Below are 13,788 nucleotides of genomic sequence, written 5' to 3'. Positions count from 1 at the left end.
GAGTAAGCCACCTGAGCGGTGGACTCGGCCCCCGCCCCCGCCGCGACCGGCGGAAGAGCGGACCCATCCCCTGCCGACCGAAGGCCGGCGGCGGGTGCGCGGCAACCCGGGGTAGCCACTGGGGAGCCGGCGCGCGGTCCCGGCCGGGCCGGGCCGCAGCCCCTTGCGCGACTCCCTGACTGTGCGCGGGTGTCGCTGCCGGCGTATCCCCCAACCGCCGGCAGCGACGATCACCCCGCACATCTCGAATCTGACACATCCAGGATAAGAAAGAAGTAAGCCCTGGCGCACCTCGCGAAATGTGGTGTAGGGCACCGCCGGTCCGGCTCGCGCCGGCGCCGACTCCGTGGTCGAGTATCCCACGGCGCGCGACGCGCACGCGAGGGCCGCGAAGGCGCGGCACAGCCGGGATCACAGCTGGGTCACGGACGTTTGGCGGCGCGCGCCCGGTGGGTATGGCCGTCACCTGCGGGTCGCGCCGGTCTCGACACCGCTGTCCCCTGTCACGCCGCACCGTGCCGCCGAGGCGCTGTGCTGCAATGACGCGATGAAATGTGAGGTGAAATGGGCGAGTTCCGCGCGGAGATCAAGGGCCGCATCAAGGAGATCCGCCAGTCGCTTCAGGCGGCGCAGGCCGCAGGAGACGAAGACCTCGCGGACGTGCACACGTCGGAGCTGGAGGACCTCCACCGCATCGCCGCTCGCAACGGAGTCGACACCGGCTGCGTGTGAGTCCCGGGAGCGCCGCCTCGGCCCCGACGCCTGCGGAGCGGCGCGCGTGGCCGGTCGGGTGGGAACCGGCCGCGCAGCAGAGCCAGGCGGGGTGTGCAACCCCGCGGGAACCGTGAGGAGCGCCTCCGAAGTGCCGGGCACTTCGGAGGCGCTTTTTCGCGTTGCCGGCGGGGCCGGGCGCTGCCGGACTCAGTCCGCGGCGGGGCCGTCGGTGTCGGCTCCCAGCGGGGCGAGCAGGTCGTGCAGCTGGGCGAAGAGCTCCGGGGCCGCCCCGATGACCAGGTCGGGGTTGGGCGGCGCGCCGTGCAGGCCGCCGACCCGGGCGCCGGCCTCCTGCGCGACGAGCGCCGCCGCGCCCCAGTCCCACGGTTTGAGCCCGCGCTCGTAGTAGGCGTCGACGCGGCCGTGCGCCAGTTCGCACAGCTCCACCGAGGCGCAGCCGCCGCGCCGGATGTCGCGCACCCGCGGAAGCACCGTGCGCAGCACCTCGGCCTGCTGGGCCCGGCGCCGGGACTCGTAGCCGAAGCCCGTGGCCACCAGGGCCAGCTCCAGCGGCACCGCGGTCGCCGCACGCAGCGGCTCGCCGTTGAGGAACGCTCCCCCGCCGAGAACGGCGGTGTACACGTCGCCCCGGGCGGGCACGGCCACGGCGCCGGCCACCACTTCGCCGGCGATCTCGGCGGCGATGGAGACCGCCCATTCACCCCGCCCGTAGAGGTAGTTGACGGTGCCGTCGATGGGGTCGACGATCCAGCGCACCGCGCCCTCGCCGGCCACGTCGCCGCCTTCCTCGCCCAGCACGGGGTCGCCGGGTCGAGCCTCGTGGATGCGCTTGCGGATCAGCTCCTCCACCGACCGGTCCATCTCGGTGACCACGTCGGTGGGGGAGGACTTGGTGTCGAGCACGCCGATGCCCGCCTGGCCCTCGGACGCCGCGCGCCCGCCCTCCTGGGCCGCATCGACGGCCAGGGCCAGCAGCGCGGCGCGGTCCGGTGTGGGACTCGCTGTCATGTCTCCCCCGTTCCTGCAGTCGGTCGCTGCCGGGCGCGCCGCGCGCCCGCAGCCGTGCGTGCTCGGCCGCGCGCCCTCACAGCAGCGCCGGCCGCTGCCATTCCTTGCCCAGCACGTGGTGGTCGAGGAAGGCGAGGACGGTCTCGTACCAGATCCTGGAGTTGCCGGGGGTCAGCACCCAGTGGTTCTCGTCGGGGAAGTAGAGGAACTTGGCGTCGACCTCGCGGCTGATGAGGTCCCACCACAGCCGTAGACCCTCTCCGATGGGCACCCGGTAGTCCTTGTCGCCGTGGATGACCAGCATGGGCGTGCGGATGCGGTCGGCACTGGAGTGCGGCGAGGCGGCGCGGTAGCGCTCGGGGTGCTCCATGGGGTCGCCGAACTCGGCGGTCCAGGCCGCCGGGTAGTCCGTCGTGCCGGCGGCGAAGGCGTCCAGCGCCCACAGGGAGGCGTGGGTGACCACGGCCGCGAACCGGTCGGTGTGCCCGGCGATCCAGTTGGCCATGTAGCCGCCGAAGGAGCCGCCCATCGCGGCCGTGCGGGTGCCGTCCACGTCGTCCCGGGCCGCGGCCTCGTCGGTGATCGCCATGAGGTCGGCGAAGGTGCGCTCGCCCCAGGAGGCCCGTGCCCGGCGGCGCATCTCGCGGCCGTAGCCGGTGGACAGCGCCGGGTCGGGCAGCAGCACCGCGTAGCCGCGGGCCGCCAGCAGCCACGGGTTCCACCGCCAGGACCACCCGTTGAAGCTCATGTAGGGCCCGCCGTGCACCCACAGCACCAGGGGTGCGGGCGATGCGGACGAGGCGCCGGCGGGCAGCACGAGCCAGGCGCGCACGGGGGTGCCGTCGTCGGCCTCGGTCTCGACCTCGGTGAGGGTGCCGGGTACCTCCAGCGGCGCCTCGGGTGAGCGCAGCCGCACCGGGTTGCCGCCGTCCGCGCCCGAGGCGTCGTCGATGCGCACGGGCGTGGGCGGTTCGTCCCAGGAGTCGCGCAGGGCGTAGAGCGCGCCGCCGCTGCGCGCGGGGTTGAGCCGGGTGTAGGTGCCGTCGTCAAGGGTGAGGCGGGTCAGCTCGCCGGTCGCGGCCTCGACGCGGAACACCGGGCAGCGGCCCTGGTAGTCGGCGGTGAACAGCACGGCCGAGGAGTCGGGCGTCCACACGTGCTCGCGCGGCCAGAGGTCGTGTGCCGCCAGCAGGTCGCGGCCCTCGCCGGTGTCCAGGTCCACCAGCCACAGCGTGCTCTCGCGGGTGGCGCCGTCGGGGCCGGGCTCGCCGTCGTAGTCGCGGAGCGCGGCGACGCGGCGGCCGTCCGGCGAGACCGCGGGCGCGCCGAAGTCGTAGCCGGGTTCGGCCGCCAGGACCCGGCGCTCGCCGGTGGCGGCGTCCAGGGCCATCAGCTGTTCGCGCTGGACGCCCCGGCCCGCGGGCACGGTCCAGCCGGTGACCACGGTGCCGCCGTCGGGCGTGAGGTCGGGCGCCTGGCCGAACAGGGCGGCGCCCGGCTCGGGCGTGAGGTCGGCGGACTCGCCCAGCCCGGCGTCGGCGCCGGCGGGCGCCGCGGCGGTGAACAGCCGCGGAAGCGCCGGTCCCAGGTCGCGGTCCCAGCTGCGCACCGGGGAGGACTCGTGCAGGATGGCGCTGACCCCGGCGTCCTTGCGGGCCTTGCGCGCCAGGGCGTCGGCCTCGGCGTCGGCGGTGCCGGGCAGTGACTCGGAGGTGTAGGCGACCGTGCCCGCGTCGCGCGCGACGGCCAGGGCGCCGAACCCGCCGGGGCGCCGGGCCACGCAGCGGGCCTCGCCGCCGCCCGCGGGCAGCAGCCACAGGGCGGGGGTGTCGGCGGACTCGGTGCTGTCGGGGTCGGGGCGAGCCGAGGTGAACAGCAGCGAGCCGTCGGGCAGGAAGGCGGGGCCGCCCTCGCCCGCCGCCGAGCGGGTCAGCCGGCGCGGCTCGGCCTCGCCGGCCGGGTCGATCTCCCACAGGGCGGTCGTGAAGGCCGCCCCGTCGGGCTTGAGCTCGCTCACCGGCGCGATCAGCCGTGTCCCGTCGGGTGACAGGACCAGGCCGTTCACACGGCGCAGTCCGGCGTACTCCTCGGGGTCATACCAGGTGCGAACCACGTCGTGCGACTTCCCCTCTGCCGTCGGCTGCCTTCGGCCGCCCCTCCCCGTCCGACGCGAGCGGCCGCTGCGGCGGCCGCTCGCCGGCTGGGGACGCTGCGCGGCATCCCGTGGGGGACATCCGCGGATATCCCTGTCCAATCGACCCTATCGGGACGCGTCCGCCGCCGTCGGGCCGACCGAGCGGTCAGCGCTGCCGGCAGCACCCCTCGGGGCAGTCGTGGCAGGCCGGCAGCGAGGTCAGGCCGAAGGGCTCGGCGCCGGAGGCCCGCTCGGCGACCAGTTCGCGCACCATCGCCACGAAGCGCGGGTGCGTGCCGGGACTCAGCGCGCGCACGAAGTGCAGCCCCAGTTTCCGGGCGGTCTCGCGGGCCTCGTTGTCGAGGTCGTACTTGACCTCCATGTGGTCGGAGACGAACCCGAAGGGCACGACGACGACCGCGGTGACACCCTCATCGGCCAGCTCGGCCAGCCGGTCGCCGACGTCGGGTTCCAGCCACGGCTGGGAGGGCGGGCCGCTGCGGCTCTGGTAGACGAGGTCGTAGGGGTGGTCCTCGCCCAGCCGCTCGCCGACCAGCCGCGCGACCTCGGTGAGCTGGGCGACGTAGGCGCCGCCGGGGCCGTGGTCGTGGTCCGGCGCGCCGCTGGCGTCTGCCATGGCGGTGGGGATGGAGTGGGCCGAGAACAACAGGCGGGCCCCCGCGCGCTGGTCCTCGGGCAGCCGGTCGAGCGCGTCGCGGGTGTGCTCGACCAGCGGCTCGATGAACCCGGGGTGGTCGAAGAACGGGCGGATCAGCTCGATCTCGGGCGCGTCGGGCCCCGCGGCCTCACGGGCGGCGGCGATGTCGTCCAGGTAGGCCCGGTGGCTGGAGTAGTTGCTGTAGGCCGAGGTCGCCATGGCCACGGCGCGGCGCACCCCGTCCCGGGCCATCTGCGCGACGGTGTCGGCCAGCATGGGGGTCCAGAAGCGGTTGCCCCAGTAGACCGGCAGGTCCACGCCCGCCCCCGCGAAGTCGGCGCGGACGGCGGATATCAGGTCGCGGCACTGCTGGTTGATCGGACTGACACCGTCGTAGAGGTAGTAGTGCTGTCCGACTTCGGCCAGGCGCTCCCGCGGGATGTTCCGGCCGCGGGTGACGTTCTCCAGGAAGGGGATGACGTCCTCGTTCGCCTCGGGGCCGCCGAAGGAGACGAGCAGAAACGCGTCGTAGGGCTCGTAGGGCATGGCTCCATCAAACCAGCTCCCCGAGGCGGCTCTCCTCCGCCCGCGCGTTGCGCGTGTCACCGGCCGGCGCCGCCCGTGCGGGGTCCGCGGAGGCGCCTGGGACGCCCTCCGGGTAGTCTGCCGCGCTATGAGCAGTGTGGTGTGGCACACATGGTCCGGTACACAGCAGGCCCGGCCCCGCAGGATCGCGGCGCCCTCCAGCACCGGGGCCGTGTCCGCGGCGGTGCGCGGCGCCGCGGAGCAGGGCATGCGGGTGCGGATGGTGGGGTCGGGCCACTCCTTCACCGGAGCGGCGGTCACCGACGGCCTGCTCCTCTCGCCCACGGGGTTGGCGCGGCTGCGCGGCGTCGACGCCGAGGCGGGCACGGTCACCGTCGAGGCGGGCATGCCGCTGTGCGACCTCAACGAGGCGCTGCACGCGCGCGGGCTGGCCCTGGCCAACATGGGCGACGTCGCCGTGCAGACGGCGGCGGGCGCGATCCAGACGGGCACGCACGGCACCGGCCGCGACAGCGGCGGGCTCGCCCAGCAGGTCTGCGCCATGGAGCTGGTGCTGGCCGACGGCTCGGTGGTGGAGTGCTCGCCCGAGCGCGAGCCCGACCTCTTCGAGGCCGCGCGGGTCGGGCTGGGGGCCTTCGGCGTGGTGACCGCGCTGACGCTGAAGGTGCGCCCGGCGTTCCTGCTGCGGGCGCGCGAGGAGCCGATGCGCCTGGCGGAGGTGCTGGCGCGCCTTCCGGAGCTGCGCAGCGCCAACGAGCACTTCGAGTTCTTCTGGTTCCCGCACACCGGCTGCACCAACACCAAGCGCAACAACCGCGCCGAGGGCCCGGCCGAGCCGCCGTCTCCGCTGCGTGCCTGGCTGGACGACGAGTTCCTGTCCAACACCGTCTTCGGTGCGGTCAACCGGCTGGGGCGGCGCGTGCCGGCGGCCATTCCCGCGATCAACCAGGTCTCGGCGCGGGCGCTGTCGGCGCGGACCTACACCGACGCCTCCCATCGCGTCTTCGCCAGCACCCGCCGGGTGCGCTTCGTCGAGATGGAGTACGCCGTCCCCGCCGAGACGCTGCCCGACGTGCTCGGCGAGATCCGCGGGATCGTCGACTCCGGGCGGCACCGGATCGGGTTCCCGGTCGAGGTGCGCTTCGCGCCGGCGGACTCGGTGTGGCTGTCGACGGCCTACGGCCGCGACACCGCCTATGTCGCCGCGCACGTCTACCGGGGCATGCCCTACGCCGACTACTTCCGCGAGATCGAGGCGGTCTTCACCGCCGCCCGGGGCCGCCCGCACTGGGCCAAGATGCACTCGCTCGGCAGCGGCGACCTCGCCGCCCTCTACCCCCGATTCGCCGAGGCGGAGGCGGTCCGCGACCGGGTGGACCCCGAGCGGCGGTTCGCCAACGAGTACCTGGACACGGTCCTGGGCGCCTGAGCTGACGGGGCGCGGCGACCGCGGCGCGCCGCCGCCGACCGCGGCCGCGACCGCGCCGCCGCGCGCCGGATCCGCGAAAAGTCCGCCTTGTCCCCCCGGCCCGGTATGGACGGCCCGGGATACCATCGGCCAGAGGCGGCGCGCGCTCCGGGCCGGAGCGCTCACCGCCTCCAGAGCCCGGACCGCCTGCGTGCCACGATGGCGTTCAGGATCACGCCGGCGCTCGGCGGGCGGTCCCCGACCTCCCGGAAGGTACGCAGTTCGGACATGCCAGTCGTGGTAGTGGCCGAACACGTGGATGCCGATGAGACTGGGATCGTGGGGGATGGCCGAGGACCTACCCTCGACGGGACGCGAAAGGGAGGGCGATGCAAGAGCTTCGCCTCGCCGCCGTCAGCGAGGACGGCACTTACCTGGTATTGGCGAGTGCCGGTCGTGGGACCCGTTTCATGCTGCCCGTCGACGACCGTCTCCGCGCTGCCGTGCGCGGCCAGTTCTCCCGGCTCGGCCAGTACGAGATCGAAGTGGAGAATCCGTTGCGCCCCAAGGAAATCCAGGCCCGGATCCGCTCGGGTGAGACAGCCGAGGCGATCTCGGACCTCTCCGGGATCCCGATCGAGCGCGTCCGCTGGTTCGAGAGCCCCGTGCTCCAGGAGCGCGAGTACGTGGCCCAGCAGGCGCAGCGGGCATCGGTCCGCCGCCAGGGCGAGACCGCGCCCGGGCCGAACCTGGGCGATCTGATCACCGAGCGCATCGGCGCGCACCAGTTGGAGACCGGCGACGCGGCCTGGGACTCCTGGAAGCGCGAGGACAGCACCTGGCAGCTCAAGCTCGTCTTCCTCGTGGGCGGCGAGGAGCGCGTGGCCCACTGGGTCTACGAGCCGCGCCGCAGGTCGGTCACCCCGGCCGACGACGAGGCGCTGCGCTTCCTCGCCCCTGAGGCCGACGAGCCCCTGGATCTGGGCCCGGGCAGCGCGAACGTGACGCCGTTCGTCCCGCGCCGCCAGGGGCCCGCGCCCGAGCCCGCGCGCCCGGAGCCGCTGCGGCCCGAACCCGCGCGCCCCGAGCCGGCGGCGCCCGAAACCGGCCGCCAGGACACCCCGCCGCCCGCCGAGCCCCCGCGCTACGAGGAGCCGCCCGCACCGGCGCCTCCGGCCGCGCCGCGGCGGCCCGCGGCGGGCCGCTCCCGCATCACGACCGACGACGTGATCCCCGGAGAGCGCGCCACCCCGCCCGAGCCCGCTGCGCCGCAGCGGCGCGAGGAGCGCCCCGCACCGGAGCCCCCGGCCGAGTCCCCGGCGGCCTCGGCCGGCGAACCCGAACACCCCGGCCGGCCCGAGCGCGCGGAGCGCCCCGCCCCGGGGCGCGCTTCGGTGCTCGACGCCGAGCCCCCCGCTGCGCAGGGCCAGGCGGCGGGGTCCGCGCGCGCTCCCGAGCCCGCTCCCGCCGCCGAGCAGGACGACCGCCAGGACCGTGCGGCCGCCCGCCGCCAGGAGCCGCCGGTCTCGGCCGCGGCCGCCGGGACGGCGAACACGGGAGGCGGCGCATCGCCCCGCCGCAAGGGCCGCGGCCGCCGCGCCTCGGTGCCCTCGTGGGACGAGATCATGTTCGGGTCCAAGAAGTCGGACTGAGTGCCGGCGGGTGCCCGCCCGGCGGCGGACACCCGGCCGCGCCCGGGGCGGTGCCGCGCGCCGAGCGCAGTCAGCCCTGATCTTTCGCGGTCCGCTCGCCGCCGGCGCCGAGGCCGCCCGCATCCGCTCCCGCGCCGCTCGGGGCCGCCGGCGCGTCCGGGCCGGCCCCTTCGAGGAACGGCCGCACCATCTCCGGGGTGACTCCGCGGGCGAAGGCCGCCGACTCCGCGAAGCCGGCGTCGATCGCGGAGTAGCCGCCGCTGCCCGCGCCCACCGACAGCTCCAGGTCCGCCAGCGCGGCCCGGCGCTGGAACAGCGTCTGCCTCCAGGTCCAGCCGATGATGGCGTCGCGCACCACGACGGCCTGCACGCGCCGCAGCGACCCCGACCGCACGCTCACTTGGCGGCCGTCGTCGCCGTGGCCCAGCGAGCGGTAGCGGTCGATCCCCAGCGGCACGCCCAGCAGCGCCAGCAGCGCGAACACCCCGGCCACCCACGGCGGCGCCAGCAGCGCGGCCGCGGCGGCCGCGACCGCGAAGGGCGCCACCGCCCGGAACAGCCGCCGCCCCAGCGCGGCGCGCGGGTGGCGCGCGAGCGTGCCCCGGAAGGGCGAGAGCGCGTGTTGTACGACCTCCTCGACCCGGCTGCGCGGACCGATCGGCATCAGCATGGCGCGGGTTGCGGTCTGGCCCAGTCCGGTGACGATGGCGCGCAGGTGCACCGCCGAGCGCGTCCGCTCCAGCGGGTTGTCCACCAGCTCGTGGCCGCGGATGCGGCGCTTCTCCAGGGTCACGCTCTGCCGGGTCAGCATCCCGCGCTCGGCGATGAGCGCGTCGCCGCGCCGGCGCAGGGTGAACCGCCAGTGCGTCACCGTGTAGGAGACCACCGCGAACAGCGGCATGGCCAGCAGCAGCACCAGGACCGCCAGCACCGCCCCGGCGACCAGCAGGGACACGGCCATCTCGCTCGCGCGTTCGTAGATCCCGAGGGCGAGGTCGCCGAACCGCTCCGCGGCCCGCTCGCCCAGCCCCTGGCCGAGGACGCCGACGAGCGTGGCCAGGGCGACGAACGGTGTCAGCAGGTAGCCCAGGCTGAGCACGGAGTAGAGGTACCAGCTCGCCGGGACGGTGAAGTAGACCTCGGTGTCGGACTCCTCCCCCTCGGTCGGCGCCCGGACCTCGGCGGCGCCCTCGGCCCGCGGCAGGTCGCCGGAGTCGCCGCGCAGGTAGGCGCGCCGGCGCAGCAGGACGCGGCGCAGCCGCTCCGCCTCCTGCGCGGTGACGGCGTCGAGCTTGCCCTCCTCGCTGCCCCCTCCCCCGGCGGCGGCCTCGATCTTGACGACGGCCAGCCCGAGCATGCGGTGGAGGAGGTTGGCGCTGATGTCGACGCCGCGGATGCGCTCCAGCGGGATGGAGCGGCGCGAGCGGCCGATCAGGCCGCGCCGGATCTCCAGGCGTTCGGCGCCGACCTGGTAGCGCACCGTGTACCAGGTGAAGAGTCCGCTGGCGAGCATCGTGGCGACCGCCGCGGCGGCGCCGCCCAGCACCCAGGGGTTGAAGCTGAAGGTACCGGCGATCAGCGCCACCAGGACGGGGACCAGGTAGCTGCGCAGGTAGTTCAGCGGCGCGGTGACCAGGGTCAGCGGGCTGAGGCGGTAGGCGGGTTCGGACTCGGGCGCGGCTGCGGCCGCGGTCTCAGCGGGTCCGTCGGGACCCTCCGGTGCCTCCGGGGCCGCCGGCTCCCCGGCCCGCATCCCGGCCGCGCCGGTGCCCGGTCCCGCGCCGGCCCCGGGCCGCTCCTCGGCGCCGGCGCGGTCGGCGCCTTCGGGGCTCGGCCGCTGCCGGTCGAACCGGCCGTTCTCGCTCATCTGCCTCCTCCGGGGGGCCCGCGGGGGCGGCGGGCCGCGGAGCCGCCCCGCTGCGGGCACGGGCTCATGTGGCGTCGTCGCGCAGCTCGGCGGCGCGCGCGGCCAGCTCCTCGGAGATGCGCCGGGCTTCGTCGGCGTCGAGCCCTTCGATGGTGGAGGATCCGGCGTGGGAGGCGGTCTGCACCTCCAGCGTCGCCACGCGGAACATCCGCTCCATCCAGCGCTGGCGGTGGTCGACGGTCTGGATGCGGCTGACCGGGACCAGCTGCCACTTGCGGCTGAACCAGCCGGTACGGGTGTAGACGACGTCCGCGGTGATCTCCCAGCGGTGCACGCGATAGCGCCATTGGGGCACGAGCGGGACGCGGACCGCGGAGTACGCGGCGTAGAGGACGGGCAGCCACCAGGCGTTGCGCAGCAGCCATCCGGGCACCCAGTCCCACGACGCGAACCGCAGGCCCCACACGCCGGCGCACAGCAGGACCAGCAGCACCGCGGCGGCCATGGCGCCTTCCAGCGTCCACATCCGCACCGATCGCCGGGAAACCCGGTGGGTCGGAGCTCTCAACCGCGTCGTCGTCGCCACGGCACCGAGTCTAGGGGCGGGGCGTTGCGCCGGTCACATGCCGCGCGGCGCGGGACCGGGGTGCCGACCGCCTCCGGCCGCCGGGGAAACCTCGGGGGTGCTGCGGTGTTGGAACGAGCACGGTCGCGTCGGGCCGGTATGTCGTCGGCATGTCAGCAGGTGCGGGCACTTGTCAGCGGTTTGTCAGTACCCGGCCCGAGACTGGCGGAATGAACGGAAACGGGGAGGAACGATGACTGACGCCATCCGGGCGGAAGGTCTGGTCAAGACGTTCAAGGGGCAGACCGCCCTCGGCGGAGTCGACCTGACCGCGCGCACCGGAGCCGTGCTCGGTGTGCTGGGGCCCAACGGCTCCGGCAAGACGACGACCGTGCGCATCCTGTCGACCCTGCTGCGGCCCGACTCCGGGCACGCCCTCGTCGGCGGCTACGACGTCGTCCGCGAACCGCACCAGGTGCGCCGCCAGATCGGACTCACCGGCCAGTACGCGGCCGTCGACGAGGACCTGACCGGGACCCAGAACCTCGTTCTGATCGCCCGGCTGCTGGGCTTCTCGCGCACCGCGGCCCGGGCGCGCTCCGCCGAGCTGATGGAGCGCTTCGGCCTCGCCTTCGCCGCCGACCGCCCGGCCAAGACCTACTCCGGCGGCATGCGCCGCCGGCTCGACCTCGCCGCGAGCCTGGTGGGCCGCCCGGCGCTGCTCTACCTGGACGAGCCCACGACCGGACTCGACCCCCACAGCCGGAACGAGCTGTGGGACGTGGTGCGCTCGCTGGTGAACGACGGCGTCACGGTGCTGCTGACTACGCAGTATCTGGAGGAGGCCGACCAGCTCGCCGACGACATCGCGGTCCTCGACCGCGGAGAGGTCATCAGCAGGGGCACCCCCGACGAGCTGAAGGCGCGGGCGGGCGCCCAGGTGCTGCAGGTGCGGCCGCTGGAGGCGGACCGCGTGGAACAGGTCGGCCGCATCGTCGAGGCCGTCACCGGCTCGGAGATCCGCACCAGCGAGGGCGCGGCCAACGCCTCGGTCACCGACACCACCGTCATGCCCGAGGTGGTGCGCCGCCTCGACGACCAGGGCATCGCGGTCTCGGAGCTGACCCTGCGCAGACCCAGCCTGGACGAGGTGTTCCTGGCCCTGACCGGGCGCACCGCCGAGACCGCCCCCGTCGACGACGGCGCCGCCGGCGCCGAGGAGACCGAGAGGACGCACGCATGAGCGCCGTGGACACGGCCGAGCCGGCCGGCGGCACGACCGCCGCGCCCGTCGTCACGCCGCGCATCACGCCGCTGTCGGCGGCGCAGCACGGCGCGCTGCTGACCTGGCGCAGCCTGCTGAAGATCAAGCGCAACCCCGAGGAGGTCCTCGGGCTGACGTTCATGCCGCTGATGTTCGTCGCGCTGTTCGTCTTCGTCTTCGGCGAGGCGATGATGGGCGACTGGCAGGCCTACCGCGACCTGATCACACCGGGGATCATCGCCCAGTCGGTCATCTTCGCCACGATCGGCACCGGCGTGGCGCTGAACACCGACATCGAGAAGGGGATCTTCGACCGGTTCCGGTCGCTGCCGGTGGCGCGCTCGGCGCCGCTGATCGGCGCCATCCTGGGCGATCTGGTCCGCTACCTGCTGACCGTGATCATGGTGCTGCTGGTGGCGGTGGCGATCGGCTACCGCCCCGCGGGCGGCGTGCTGGGCGTGCTGGCGGCCACCGCGGTGGTCATGGCCTTCGCGTTCGCGCTGTGCTGGCTGTCGGCGTTCATGGGGATGCTGCTGCGCACGCCCATGGCGGTGAACATCTTCGGGTCGGTGTGGATGTTCCCGCTGACCTTCGGCAGTTCGGCGTTCGTGCCCACCGACCGGATGCCGGGGTTCATGCAGACCTTCGCCGAGGTCAATCCGGTCACCCACGTCATCAACGCGATGCGCGAGCTGCTCGCGGGCCGGCCCGCCGGCGAGTCGCTGCTGTGGGTGCTCGCGTGGATCGTCGCGATCACCGCGGTGTTCTTCCCGCTCGCCACCCGGGCCTACCGGCGGCGGGCCTGAGGTCGCCTTGGGCGGCGGCGCCCCGCGCACCCGCGCGGGGCGCACGCGTGCGCCGGCCCCGGCGGGGCCGGCGCCGCAGCACCCGCCGGGCGCGGGGTTTCGGGCCGCCGCGATCCGCGGCCGCGCGATCAGGGCGCCCGGGCGGGAACCGCCGGCCGGGGACGTGCATCGAAGCCCTGTAGGACCGACCCCTCGAATCCATTCGTGCCCGCCGCACGGCGGCGGCTCCACCCCCGATCGGAAGGACACCATGGGCTTCAAGCGCTTTCTCGCCGCGATCGGCATCGGCGGCCCGAGCATCGACACCGTCGTCACGCAGGCGCAGGCCCGGCCCGGCCAGCAGCTCGCGGGCCACATCGACCTGGCCGGCGGCGAGGTCGACGCCGACATCGACGAGATCGCGGTGGCGCTCGCCGCGCGGGTGCAGGTGGAGATCGGCGACTCCGAAGGCGAGGTCACGCGGGAGTTCTCGCGCGTCGTCGTCAGCGGCGCCTTCCGCCTGGGCGCGGGCGAGAACCGGCGGATCCCCTTCACCTATCCGGTCTCCCTGCAGAGCCCGCTGACCGACGCGGGCGGAGGGCCACTCCCCCGTGCCACGCTCGGCCTGAGCACCGACGTGGTGATCGGCGGCCAGCCCGACAAGGGCGACCTCGACCCGGTCCGGATCCACCCGCTGCCGGCCCAGGACCGGGTGCTGGAGGCGGCGCACCGGCTCGGTTTCACGCTGGCCAAGACCGACATCGAGCAGGGCCGCCTGTCGGGCACCCGCCAGGAGTTCCCGATGTACCAGGAGCTGGAGTTCAAGGCGGCTCCGCAGTTCCGCGGCCGGATGAACGAGATGGAGCTGTCGTTCGTCGCCGATGAGCGGGGCGTCGACGTCGTCATCGAGGTCGACAAGCGCGGCGGCCTGTTCACCGAGAGCCAGGACCGCTTCGCGCGGTTCCGGATCGAGCACGCTCAGGCCGAGCAGCCGGGCGACTGGTCGCCGATGCTCGCCGAGACCGTGGAGTCCATGCTCAAGCGCCGCGGCCTGTTCGGCTGAGGCCGCGGCGCCTCCCAGCGGGCGCGGGCGGGCCGCGCGGGCCTTGGCGGGTGGGGACCGGCCCGGTGCCCGGTGAGAGCCGCCGGCGCCGCAGCGGGGGGCG

At 74.8% G+C, this 13,788-nt stretch carries 11 protein-coding genes; 6 read left to right on the top strand and 5 right to left on the bottom strand.

Going from position 1 to position 13,788, the window contains the following annotated elements:
• Positions 1-564: 564 nt before the first annotated feature.
• Positions 565-732 (top strand): hypothetical protein, encoded by a 168-nt coding sequence (locus tag ABD284_RS21520; protein ID WP_311545472.1) that lies wholly within the window; start codon positions 565-567, stop codon positions 730-732.
• Positions 733-921: 189 nt separating this feature from the next.
• Here ABD284_RS21520 and ABD284_RS21515 read toward each other — a convergent pair whose 3' ends face one another.
• From ABD284_RS21515 to ABD284_RS21505, 3 genes are all read right to left on the bottom strand, one after another.
• Complete coding sequence (locus ABD284_RS21515; RefSeq protein WP_344146608.1) at positions 922-1,743, bottom strand: inositol monophosphatase family protein; 822 nt, start codon at positions 1,741-1,743, stop codon at positions 922-924.
• A gap of 76 nt (positions 1,744-1,819) precedes the next feature.
• Positions 1,820-3,856 carry a S9 family peptidase gene (locus ABD284_RS21510; RefSeq protein ID WP_344146605.1) on the bottom strand — a complete coding sequence of 679 codons (2,037 nt, stop codon included), beginning with the start codon at positions 3,854-3,856 and terminating at the stop codon, positions 1,820-1,822.
• Between the two features lie 187 nt (positions 3,857-4,043).
• A complete protein-coding gene (locus ABD284_RS21505) occupies positions 4,044-5,081 on the bottom strand; it encodes a ferrochelatase (RefSeq protein ID WP_344146602.1) in 1,038 nt (345 codons plus the stop codon).
• 127 nt (positions 5,082-5,208) lie between these two features.
• Between ABD284_RS21505 and ABD284_RS21500 the strand changes: the two genes are divergently transcribed.
• Both ABD284_RS21500 and sepH read left to right on the top strand, forming a co-directional pair.
• Complete coding sequence (locus ABD284_RS21500) at positions 5,209-6,510, top strand: D-arabinono-1,4-lactone oxidase (protein WP_344146599.1); 1,302 nt, start codon at positions 5,209-5,211, stop codon at positions 6,508-6,510.
• Between the two features lie 368 nt (positions 6,511-6,878).
• Positions 6,879-8,141, top strand: coding sequence for a septation protein SepH (sepH, locus tag ABD284_RS21495; protein WP_344146596.1), 1,263 nt, complete (start codon positions 6,879-6,881; stop codon positions 8,139-8,141).
• Between the two features lie 70 nt (positions 8,142-8,211).
• Here the strand turns inward: sepH and ABD284_RS21490 are convergent, their stop codons facing one another.
• Together ABD284_RS21490 and ABD284_RS21485 are read right to left on the bottom strand one after the other, a co-directional pair.
• Entirely contained in the window at positions 8,212-10,008 is a 1,797-nt protein-coding gene (locus tag ABD284_RS21490; protein WP_344146593.1) for a PH domain-containing protein, read from the bottom strand.
• Between the two features lie 64 nt (positions 10,009-10,072).
• Entirely contained in the window at positions 10,073-10,594 is a 522-nt protein-coding gene (locus ABD284_RS21485; RefSeq protein WP_344146590.1) for a PH domain-containing protein, read from the bottom strand.
• 232 nt (positions 10,595-10,826) lie between these two features.
• Here ABD284_RS21485 and ABD284_RS21480 point away from each other — a divergent pair, with 232 nt between their 5' ends.
• From ABD284_RS21480 to ABD284_RS21470, 3 genes are all read left to right on the top strand, one after another.
• Positions 10,827-11,816 (top strand): ATP-binding cassette domain-containing protein, encoded by a 990-nt coding sequence (locus ABD284_RS21480; RefSeq protein WP_344146587.1) that lies wholly within the window; start codon positions 10,827-10,829, stop codon positions 11,814-11,816.
• Positions 11,813-12,643 (top strand): ABC transporter permease, encoded by an 831-nt coding sequence (locus tag ABD284_RS21475; RefSeq protein WP_344146584.1) that lies wholly within the window; start codon positions 11,813-11,815, stop codon positions 12,641-12,643. Before ABD284_RS21480 ends, ABD284_RS21475 begins: the two co-directional genes overlap by 4 nt.
• A 250-nt stretch (positions 12,644-12,893) precedes the next feature.
• Complete coding sequence (locus ABD284_RS21470; protein ID WP_344146581.1) at positions 12,894-13,685, top strand: sporulation protein; 792 nt, start codon at positions 12,894-12,896, stop codon at positions 13,683-13,685.
• The last annotated feature ends 103 nt before the right edge of the window (positions 13,686-13,788 follow it).

The organism is Streptomonospora arabica (genome assembly GCF_039531585.1).
GTDB classification, from domain to species: domain Bacteria; phylum Actinomycetota; class Actinomycetes; order Streptosporangiales; family Streptosporangiaceae; genus Streptomonospora; species Streptomonospora halophila.
The sequence above is the reverse complement of the archived record's forward strand: the minus strand, read 5'-3'. Positions and strand labels throughout refer to the sequence as shown.